Below are 8,260 nucleotides of genomic sequence, written 5' to 3' on the forward strand. Positions count from 1 at the left end.
AGTGCCCTCGACTGCCGGGCCGGTCCCGCCTGCCGGATACGGCCTCAGCCGCGCCTGCGGAGGGCCCGCACCGCGACGATCGCCGAGGCCACCGCCAGGGCGGCCGCCGGGGCGGCCCAGCGCAGCGGGGTGGAGACGGAGACGGTCTGGGGGGCGGGGACGGGCGCGTAGCGGCCCCGGGGCGGGGCGTGGTCCACCTCTTCGGCACTGCGGCCGATCATGGTGCGGCGCGCGTGCGCGGCCTCGGCGACGGCGTCCTCGTCGGCGCCGTCCTCCCCGTCCTCCTCACCCACCGGCCCGTCCGCTGTCTCGTCCACGTCGTCCACGTCGTCCGGCAGCCCGGGTCCGGGGGGCGGCAGGGAGATCTCCGCGTCAAGGGCGGAGGGGCCCGAGGGAACCGAAGGCGACTCCGGGGCCGAGGACTCCTCCGAGGACGACGTCCCCTCGTCGGGCGTCTCCTCGTCGGGCGTCTCCTTCTCGGGCGTCTCCTTCTCGGGGTCCTCCCCCGCCGTGGTAACCGCAGTCGTCCCCAGGTTCGCCGCGAAGCGGTTCAGCAGGCGGGCCACCGCCGAGGCCACCACGTCCGGCGGCAGTCCCGTGACCCGGCCGTCGGCCGTCGCCGTGCCGTCGACGGCGAGCGTGGCACCGCCCTCCGTCTCCCGCAGGCTCAGCCGCAGCGCCAGTTTCACGGCGCCGGTGCCGCGGGTCTCGACGGCATCGCCCTCGACGGCGTAGGAACCGTCGTCCCGTCGGGTCACCCGAACGGCGCCCCGGTAGGTGATGGAGTGGCTGCCGATGCGGACCTTCAGCCGGCCGGCGACCGGATCGGCTCCGGCGTCGTGCTGGAGCCCCGGCACCGCGTGGGCGACCCGTGCGGGATCGTCCAGCGCCTCCCTGAGCCGCTCCACCGGAACCGGAACGAACACCTCGTGCTCCATGACTGCGGAGCCTACCCACGGGAACGCCGGACTGTATCCCCGTCGGCACGAAAGGCGCAGCGGGCACGACTCGGACACGTGTCCGAGGGGGCGCGGGTCAGCGGTCGTGGCTCAGCGGTCGTGGCTCACCGCGCGTACCGGGGGTGGATCAGCGTCGACGGCGGGAGGTCGGGGACGCGGGTGCGCTCGGCGGCCCGCGCTCCGGCGGCGAGGGAGGTGTCGGTGAGGGTGCGGGGGCGGGGGCCGGACGGGTCCAGGCGCAGCTCGGGGCCCGTGCGTGCGGCGAGGACGAAGCCCCGGTCGCGCAGGGTGCGGGTGGTGTCCGCCGGGGTGCGGGCGGGGCCGGTGACGAGACCGGCCGGCCGGCCGCCCGTGCCGTACGGGACGGTGCGGAAGCCGGCCGAGCGGAGCGTCGACTCCACCGTCCAGTACGTCTCGGGCCGGGACGTCACCTGCCCCGCGTGCACCACGAGCCGCCCGCCGGGGGCGAGCACGCTCCGGGTCAGACCGTAGAACTCCTGCGAGTACAGCTTGGTGCTCGCGGTGATCTCCGGGTGCGGCAGGTCGGACACCACCACGTCGTACGCGGCCGGGGGCGCCCCGCGCAGCCAGTCGAAGGCGTCCTCGGTGGTGACGCGTACGCGCGGGTCGTCGAGGGCGTGGCCGTTCAGCGCGGACAGGGCGGGGTCGTGGCGGGCCAGCCGCACCACGCCCGCGTCGAGTTCGACGACGTCGACCCGTCGCACGCCGGGGTGGCGCAGCACTTCGCGGGCGGTCAGTCCGTCGCCGCCGCCGAGGACGAGCACGCGCTCGTGCGGGCCGGTCATCGCGGGGTGCACCAGAGCCTCGTGGTAACGAAGTTCGTCCCGGCTGCTGACCCGGAGCCGGCCGTCGAGGAACAGGCCGAGGGAACGGCCGTCCCGGTCGCCGGTGAGCACCACTTCCTGTACGTCGGTCCGCAGGGCCACCCGGACGTCCGAGCCGTACATGGCGTGGCGGGCGGCCTGTTCGAAGTCGTCGACGAGGACGGTGGCCGAGGCGAGGACGGTCAGCACGCAGAGGTTGGCCACGATCAGCAGCCGGCGGGCACGGCGGGTGAGATCCTGCCGGAACAGGCCGAGCACCAGCGCGCCGCCGACCACCGTGTTGACCGCGCCGGTGATCAGTGTCCCCGTCAACTGGCCGAGGAACGGCAGGAGAAGGAACGGGAAGGCGAGCCCTCCGACGAGGGCGCCGACGTAGTCCGCGGCGAACAGGTCGGCCACCGCGCCGCCCGCGTCCTGGCGGCGGATCCGCTGGATCAGCTCCATCAGGAGCGGCACCTCGGCCCCGATCAGCAGGCCGACGGCGAGCGAGAAGACGACCAGCAGGACGGGTGGCCCGTACGCCCACGGGCCACCCCAGTCGCCGGTCCAGGCGAAGACGGCGTACAGGGCCATCGCGCTGCATCCGCCGACGAGGGCGAGGGCGGCCTCGACGGCGCCGAAAGCGGCCGCCGCGTGCCGCCGCAGCCGCTTGGCGGCCAGCGAGCCGATGCCCATGGCGAAGACCATGACGGACAGCACGACCGACGCCTGGGTGACCGAGTCGCCCATCAGGTACGCCGCGAGGGCGACCAGTTCGAGTTCGTACACCAGCCCGCAGGCCGCGCAGACGAACACACCCGCGAGCACCAGGAACCGCCCGGTGCCCTGCCGCACGGGCAGCCGCAGCGAACTGCCCGAGTCGTCGCCTCCGCCTCCACCGCTGCCACTACCGCTGTCGCTGTCGCGCCGCCTGTCCCGGGGCTGTGCGGAGCCGGGCGGAGCGGGGGCCTGCGCTTCGATCACTCTGCGACGTTACGTCACACCTCCACTGCGGATCGTCACCCACACGTGTGATGTTTGTTTACCGCTGACCGATGCTGGTACGACCGGGAAACCCCGCGCGGGCCGCCGACGGAACACCACTCGCGCGGAGCTCGCACGGAGCTCACACGGCTGCCTTCACCCGCACGCCCACCCGTGTCCGGGTTGCCACCACCTGGCCGTCCTGCGGATAGGCGTGCCAGGTCCGCCAGTGGACCTGGCTCCCCTGACGCTGGGCGAGCATCGCGGTGAACGCGTGCGGACTCCCGGGGAACACGCCGGCGAGGCCGTGCGGATGGTCGGCGACCAGGGCGAGCAGTTCCTGCGCGCGGCCCGCGAAGGAACCCGGGGAGAGCATCTCCACGCGGGCGGCGAACTCGTACTCCCAGTCGCCCACCCGGGTGGCGACACCCAGCGGAAGAGGTGTTCTGGAGCCCCGGATGCACGCCACGGTCTCCGAACAGACGCCCTGTTCCTCCTCCAGCAGCACTTGGTGGGACGCGCCGAGGAGCCTCAACTGGACTTTGGCCCCCGTCAGTTCGAGGTCGAGCGTGGCCAGCGCGGGCAGCGGCTCGCACCCCAGGGCCCAGGCGAGATCGGCCGCACGCGTGTCGGTGTAGGAGGTGGTCAGGGTCGTGAGCATGGAACGGCTCCGCAAACGCACAGGGAGAAGGGTCGGGGAGAGGGAGATGCGGGCGCCGTCACGCCCCGGTCGTACCGGGGTTCGGCCCGCCAGCCCGTCGACCGGTCGGACGAGGTCCGCAGGAGGTCCGAGGGCTGTGCTGGTAATGAGAGGAAACCACGAACTAAGGCCCCAGCACAGCGTTTTTACCCAACTTCGTGCGGTTTCCATCCCCTCGGGGGCCCCTCAGATCACCTGTTCACGGTGGCGCACACCTGGCGTATGACGGGCGCACATCCGGCACGTGCCTGACACACGACTGGCACACGACTGGCGCGCACCTGGCGATGACGACGTCCGGGTGACGAATGCGGCCAGTGGGGCCCGCCCCAGGCGCGGACCCCACTGTTCCCTCGGCGGTCTCCGCCGTCGGCTGCCTCCGCCGTCGGCGGCCAACCCGTTCAGCCGCCGGCCGCCTCTCCCCTCAGCGGGCTCCCTGTCAGCTGCCTCCGCCGCATCCGCCGCCGCCCCCGCACGACGACCCGCCTCCGCAGGACGAACCACCGGAGCCTCCCCCGCCCCCGTCGCCCCCGTGCGACGAGCCGCAGGACGCGGCGACGGCCCCGCCGCCCGCCCACCAGCTGCCGTCCCCGCCGCCACTGCCGTCCCCGCCGCCGCCGCGGCGCGCCCGGCGCCCGGAACGACGTCCCGCGGCCACCAGGAACACGACCACCAACATGAGGACCAGAGCCAGAATGATGCCGATGACCATGACGTCACCGTCCTTTCGTTCCCCCGTGATGCACCCGAAGCGACCCCCGTGGGCGCCTCGCTCACGCGTGTGGACGGGAGATGCCCGATGCCCCCACGGCCCAAAGCAGAGTTGAGCAACTTCTGAGGATCCATCTGGAGGAACGGCCCCTGACCTGTACAGAAGCTCAGTCCAGGGGCCGTTCGGGTGTCACTGGGCCCTCTGTGGGCCGTGATCTTCCCGAGAGAGGCGCTGAAACACCGTGTCGATGGCACGACGGGCACGCTCGCGACTGTCGGGCATCAGGTGGGCGTACACCCGCAGTGTCAGCCCCGGATCAGCATGTCCCATGTACTCGCTGACGGCCTTGATGTTCTCGCCCGCGTCCAGCAGTGCGGAAGCGTAGAAGTGCCGCAGGGCATGCATCCCGTGTTCGCGTGCCGACTCGTACCGGCCGTTCTCCCCCGCTGCAGGGAGGAGACCTGTGGCAGCAAGAGCCGGCTTCCACTCCTTGGCGTTGAAGTTGCTGCGCCACACGATGCCCCCTCGCTCAGCTGTGAAGACCAGCCGGGCGGACACCTTCGGCCCCTCCGGCACGCGCCACGGCAATGTGATCTCCACGGGCTTGCAGCCGTCCATATGCGCCCGGAGAGCTCCCACAACGGAGTCGGGCAACGGTACGTCCCGCTTCTTGCCTCCCTTGGGGAGGTCGAACACCGGATGTCCCTCCACGTGCTTGACCTGTCGAACCACGTGGAGGGTGCGGCCGTCGCCGCTGAGGGCATCTTCAGCCAGCCCGAACACCTCACCCTGCCGCAGACCGCACCCGGCACCGACATCGACCATCGCCTGATAGCGCTCCAAGAGTGCCGCTCGAACGGCAAGCACCTGGGCGGCTCCGGCTCCGCTGCGGGCGACGCTCCTGCCTCCGGCCCGCTCCGCCCGCGCTGCGCCGACGCGCGCCCACTGGTGGATAGGGCCGGTGGCCATGAGTCGATCACCGCATAGAGCGGCCCACGGCCAAGACGATGGTTGCGGACGCTGCCCCTTCCGGAACAACGAAGAGACCACCCATCCGGCCGGGGTGGTCTCTTCGTTCCAGGGCCTGTCCGACGGGTCGCGTCACCGACCCCGCACCCGACAGCACTGTCACCCGAATGGCCCAACATGACGTGCCACCCACATGGGTGAACATCAAGCTGATTAGTGCCCCACCCGAGGCAATCCGTGAAAGGCGAACCAAATGCGCATTCGACGAATCCTCGCCGCAGTCATCGCCACGGCAGCCCTCGCCGGACTCGGCCTCACAGGCGCCGCCACCGCCACCGCCGGCAGCGCCACCTCGCCCGGCAGCGCCACCCCGGGTGAGTGCACGGACGGCGGCGGAACGATCGATCGGTCGACGCCCGTGCTCCCGACCTGCAGGGGCGGTATGTACGACGGGCAGACGGTCGACTAAACCCCACTAGGGCCTGTTGCGAAAGTGGATCGGCACCCCGCAGCCACGCGCTGCGGGGCGCTCCCTCGCGAGCGTAGCCGGGAGAGTCGCAGGGACTGTGCCGACCCGTCGGGCACGCCAGGTCCGAGTCGGCCCGGAAGCACGCGGCGGGCGGGAGCTCCCGAACGCCGTCGCGCGCGAGCGCAGCGAGCTGCCAAGGTTTGCGCGGCCGTAGGCCGCACCTCTGTTACTGAGGCAAGAAGCCGGGGGTTCCTTGCCCAAGCTCGCGGAGGCGAGCGAGGTAGTCCGCCTCCGGCGGGGGACCGGCCGGCACCGGGATGGAGGGGGCACCGTTCCCGACCGCGGGCCCGTAGTGGCGTGCGCGGGGAGCTCCCATCCCGACCGCCGTCGACCCAGGCAAAGCCGAGCAGACGCGGCCCCTGGCGTCCAGGTCGTTCGTACAGTGGCGCGCTCCACCTGGACGCCAGGGACCACGCCCGCTCCACGGTGTGTGGGTCGACGGCGGACGGGATGGGAGCTGAGGTGAGTGGTGGGTAACAGATGGTGGTGAAAGTGCGGCTCAAAGGACGGGCACACGAACCAGCCATCAAAGACTCCGTCGAGCTAAGACCACCGCTTGATGATCTTTGCTGGACGTTCCGGGGCCGCCCACACCTGGATACGGATCTCCTCAGTGGTCTCGGGGCTCTCGTCAGAGTCGACGTCGGCCTGAGTTGCCCGAGCCAAGTTGCTCCGGGACACGCGGACGCGGTTCCAGCCTGGCGGGACCTCAAACGTAGCCGCCTCGGGGGCGTAGTCCGTGCAGCCCAGAACCATCAGGCGGCCCAACGACACATCGAGGCTGGCCTCAACGACGTGATCGAATTCCGAGCTGTCATCACTCGGCTCCTGAGGCAGGACGACAACAGTGACGGATACGTTGACGTTGACCACCGTGCCGATACCCAGCGCATCCGATGCAACCGCGAGGTGATCGGCAACGGCCTGGTCCGTCCACGCGCCGCTTAGATCACCGTCCGAATCCGCATCGGATACGTGCACCTGGAAGTAGTCGGCGAAGAGGGTGAGCTCTGTCGTTGTCGTCATGGCGGCACACTGGCATGCAGCACTGACAGCCGGAGATGCGGTAGCCGTCCACGGGCTGTACTCCACCGACCACGCCGTAGCATGACGCCATGGATGAACCCCGGATCAAGGTGTATGGCTCGGCTGGCGAAATAACCATCGCGGCCAACGTCACCGGGCTACGAGATCTTGCCGAGCGACTCCTTGGCCTGGCAGACCCCGAGCTTCGAAACGGGTACCACGAGCACCTTGAAGGCGGCATCAATCTCGAAGACGGATCGATCAGCCTGATCCTGGCTCGGGATGACAAGTTGTAGATCTGCTCGCTCTCTTGAAGGAGCCGGGGGCGTCTTGTCAAGAGGGTCCCGGATGCATGACATCAGTGCCTGACACCAACAGGGGCGGACCGCAGCGGTCGACGTCGAACCTCAGCGGACAGCCAGCCGAGCAACAAGGCGGGTTGGCCGACATCGACGACTCCCCGTGATCGACCTGATAAGGATGAGGCCACCTGGTCAAATCCTGTGCCTAACCGGGGGTGCCGTCCTCGACCCATGGACGGCACCCCGATGGGCCCCTGTCCGGGAGGAACTCATGGCAGAAACGATCCACTACACGAGTTTCCCTGGCTTCGACGGCACCAGCCTGGAGGACAGCTTCGTCCTGGAGATCCAGGCAACACCAGGCCGATTGAACATCACGCTGGACCTCATGATCGGGTGGGCCCATCCGTCATACCGGGACCCACTCGAAGGTGAGGTTGCCTGCTTCCGTAAGGCCGTGATCGAGTTTCCCACGGTTCAGGAACTTACCTGGACCCGCCAGAGCAGCATCAGGCCGGCAGTGGATGCCAGCGGCGAGCAGGACTGGGGCGGGATCGATGCGCTGCGACAGCACGGGGCCGTCTACCAACTCGAAGGCGACTGGGGAGCGATCGAGGTCGTATCTCGGGAGCCAATCGTGCGGATCATCGGCAGTTGATCTGCGGTACAGCAGAGAAGTACAGCAACTGTGGCGACCGCAGGCGACCGGCACGAACCGTTGCCACCCCCGTGATCAGGTCGGGAGACCTCAGCGACCTCCCCGCCCGTAGTTCGCATCGAGGGGCAGCCCGACGACTCGACTCGGCCATTGAGACCCCACCGACCTAGCAGCGCTGGGGGTGCCGAAAGCCGGGTCTGTCCCGAAACGCGATGGGCTAGGATCCCCGCCGGGCGAAGCCGTAGCGCAGAGGTCGTCGCGCGCGGTCTCCAAAATCGCGAGGACGCCGGTTCGAATCCGGCCGGCTTCGCCCGCCCCAGGTGGATGCCCCAGGAAACGCTAAGGTTCCGTCAACTCCCATGTGCGGAGTAGCTGACAGGCGTGCCACAGTCGTGCCAGAAGGGACGGGGACTCACGGGGAATCAGGGTACCTAGGGTACGTGGCGCCGGACTCCGTCCAAGGCGGGAACCCGCAGGTCAGGCCCTTGATCGCCCAGCCTCTCTCCTAAGAAGCGATTCCCAATCCGGGCGGCACGGCTGCGGCTCGAACCTGAGTCCGTGCGGTGCTCGTTCAGATGAACACGTGGTCGTCGGCGC

General features: G+C 69.9%; 9 protein-coding genes and 1 tRNA gene. 4 read left to right on the forward strand and 6 right to left on the reverse strand.

Annotated elements, in window-relative coordinates:
• Nucleotides 1-44: 44 nt before the first annotated feature.
• The 5 genes from ACFYQA_RS11830 to ACFYQA_RS11850 form a co-directional block, all read right to left on the reverse strand.
• Entirely contained in the window at nt 45-938 is an 894-nt protein-coding gene (locus tag ACFYQA_RS11830) for an SRPBCC domain-containing protein (RefSeq protein ID WP_388915105.1), read from the reverse strand.
• 125 nt (nt 939-1,063) lie between these two features.
• Nucleotides 1,064-2,767: a polyamine aminopropyltransferase gene (locus ACFYQA_RS11835; protein ID WP_388915108.1), complete on the reverse strand. Its 1,704-nt coding sequence runs from the start codon at nt 2,765-2,767 to the stop codon at nt 1,064-1,066.
• 142 nt (nt 2,768-2,909) lie between these two features.
• Nucleotides 2,910-3,428, reverse strand: a complete 519-nt coding sequence (locus tag ACFYQA_RS11840) for a DUF2617 family protein (protein ID WP_388915111.1) — start codon at nt 3,426-3,428, stop codon at nt 2,910-2,912.
• Between the two features lie 478 nt (nt 3,429-3,906).
• Nucleotides 3,907-4,179, reverse strand: coding sequence for a hypothetical protein (locus tag ACFYQA_RS11845; RefSeq protein ID WP_388915114.1), 273 nt, complete (start codon nt 4,177-4,179; stop codon nt 3,907-3,909).
• A gap of 189 nt (nt 4,180-4,368) precedes the next feature.
• Nucleotides 4,369-5,046, reverse strand: coding sequence for a tyrosine-type recombinase/integrase (locus ACFYQA_RS11850; protein WP_388915117.1), 678 nt, complete (start codon nt 5,044-5,046; stop codon nt 4,369-4,371).
• A gap of 355 nt (nt 5,047-5,401) precedes the next feature.
• Here ACFYQA_RS11850 and ACFYQA_RS11855 point away from each other — a divergent pair, with 355 nt between their 5' ends.
• Nucleotides 5,402-5,617 carry a hypothetical protein gene (locus tag ACFYQA_RS11855; RefSeq protein WP_388915120.1) on the forward strand — a complete coding sequence of 72 codons (216 nt, stop codon included), beginning with the start codon at nt 5,402-5,404 and terminating at the stop codon, nt 5,615-5,617.
• 603 nt (nt 5,618-6,220) lie between these two features.
• Here the strand turns inward: ACFYQA_RS11855 and ACFYQA_RS11860 are convergent.
• The gene (locus ACFYQA_RS11860; RefSeq protein ID WP_388915122.1) at nt 6,221-6,703 is read right to left on the reverse strand and encodes a hypothetical protein; all 483 of its coding nucleotides are present in this window, start codon (nt 6,701-6,703) and stop codon (nt 6,221-6,223) included.
• Nucleotides 6,704-6,792: 89 nt separating this feature from the next.
• Here ACFYQA_RS11860 and ACFYQA_RS11865 point away from each other — a divergent pair, with 89 nt between their 5' ends.
• From ACFYQA_RS11865 to ACFYQA_RS11875, 3 genes are all read left to right on the forward strand, one after another.
• Entirely contained in the window at nt 6,793-6,999 is a 207-nt protein-coding gene (locus tag ACFYQA_RS11865) for a hypothetical protein (protein ID WP_388915125.1), read from the forward strand.
• A 277-nt stretch (nt 7,000-7,276) separates the two neighbouring features.
• A complete protein-coding gene (locus ACFYQA_RS11870; protein WP_388915128.1) occupies nt 7,277-7,663 on the forward strand; it encodes a hypothetical protein in 387 nt (128 codons plus the stop codon).
• A gap of 235 nt (nt 7,664-7,898) precedes the next feature.
• A tRNA-Trp gene (locus tag ACFYQA_RS11875) sits at nt 7,899-7,973 on the forward strand.
• Nucleotides 7,974-8,260: the final 287 nt, after the last annotated feature.

The organism is Streptomyces sp. NPDC005774 (assembly GCF_042871645.1).
In the GTDB taxonomy this organism is placed as follows: domain Bacteria; phylum Actinomycetota; class Actinomycetes; order Streptomycetales; family Streptomycetaceae; genus Streptomyces; species Streptomyces pratens.

What these genes read in the sequence shown, in the direction of transcription:
- ACFYQA_RS11830 (WP_388915105.1), bottom strand. Translation starts at nt 938, where the DNA reads ATGGAGCACGAGGTGTTCGTTCCGGTTCCGGTGGAGCGGCTCAGGGAG.
- ACFYQA_RS11840 (WP_388915111.1), bottom strand. Translation starts at nt 3,428, where the DNA reads ATGCTCACGACCCTGACCACCTCCTACACCGACACGCGTGCGGCCGAT.
- ACFYQA_RS11845 (WP_388915114.1), bottom strand. Translation starts at nt 4,179, where the DNA reads ATGGTCATCGGCATCATTCTGGCTCTGGTCCTCATGTTGGTGGTCGTG.
- ACFYQA_RS11855 (WP_388915120.1), top strand. Translation starts at nt 5,402, where the DNA reads ATGCGCATTCGACGAATCCTCGCCGCAGTCATCGCCACGGCAGCCCTC.
- ACFYQA_RS11860 (WP_388915122.1), bottom strand. Translation starts at nt 6,703, where the DNA reads ATGACGACAACGACAGAGCTCACCCTCTTCGCCGACTACTTCCAGGTG.
- ACFYQA_RS11865 (WP_388915125.1), top strand. Translation starts at nt 6,793, where the DNA reads ATGGATGAACCCCGGATCAAGGTGTATGGCTCGGCTGGCGAAATAACC.
- ACFYQA_RS11870 (WP_388915128.1), top strand. Translation starts at nt 7,277, where the DNA reads ATGGCAGAAACGATCCACTACACGAGTTTCCCTGGCTTCGACGGCACC.